The 888-nt window shown below is 66.9% G+C and carries 1 protein-coding gene; it reads left to right on the top strand.

Translation table 11 applies throughout. The features are described 5' to 3' along the window. On the top strand, positions 1–720 hold a 720-nt coding region (locus V9L17_RS21240; RefSeq protein WP_337352800.1), incomplete at its 5' end, for an SDR family oxidoreductase. Positions 721–888 lie beyond the last annotated feature (168 nt).

Genomic DNA, 888 nt, shown 5'->3' with positions numbered 1-888 from the left:
AGCCGGGGGATTGGTAATGCGCTGGCGCGGGCGTTGGCCGACGCCGGTGCCACCGTGGTGCTGAACGGGATCAATGCCGAGCGGCTGAAGGACGCGGCGGCTGCGATGGCCGCGGAGTACGCGCCGGGGCGGGTGCACAGTGTCGCGTTTGATGTCACGAAGGATAGTGAGGCGGCGCGGGGTGTGGCGTGGGTGGAGGAGAACGTGGGGCCGTTGGAGATCCTGGTGAATAATGCCGGGATCCAGCACCGGGTGCCGATGCTGGAGCTGGACGTGAAGGATTGGGAACGGGTGATCGCCACGGACCTCACGAGCGCGTTTTTGGTGGGGAGGGAGGCCGCCCGGCACATGATCGCGCGCGGGCACGGGAAGATCATTAATATCTGTTCGGTGCAGACGGACCTGGCCCGGCCCACGATCGCCCCGTATGTGGCGGCGAAGGGCGGGTTGCGGAACCTGACCCGGGCGATGACCGCGGAGTGGGCGGGGTCCGGCCTGCAGATCAACGGGATCGCGCCGGGGTATATCCATACGGAGATGACGCAGAACCTGGTCGATGATGAGGTGTTCAATGCCTGGATCCTGGGCCGGACCCCGGCCAACAGGTGGGGCACGGTGCAGGATTTGGCCGGGCCCGCGGTGTGGCTGGCCTCGGCCGGTTCGGACTTCGTGAACGGGCAGACGATCTTTATCGACGGCGGAATGACGGTGGTGGTCTGATGCCCGCGAACACAGCTCTGAACCAGCAATCCCTTCCGGAATCCCTGCCTGTGCCGGGTCTGCCGGTGTCGGGTTTGGCGGTGGTGGCCCATGCCAAGGGGGATCTGCGCATCGAGGAGGTGCCGTTGGCGGCGCCGGGCCCGGGTGAGGCCGTTATCGAGGTGGCGT

Origin of the sequence: Pseudarthrobacter sp. CCNWLW207 (genome assembly GCF_037203945.1) — a bacterium.
GTDB lineage: Bacteria > Actinomycetota > Actinomycetes > Actinomycetales > Micrococcaceae > Arthrobacter.
This window is presented reverse-complemented; position numbering and strand designations above follow the sequence as displayed.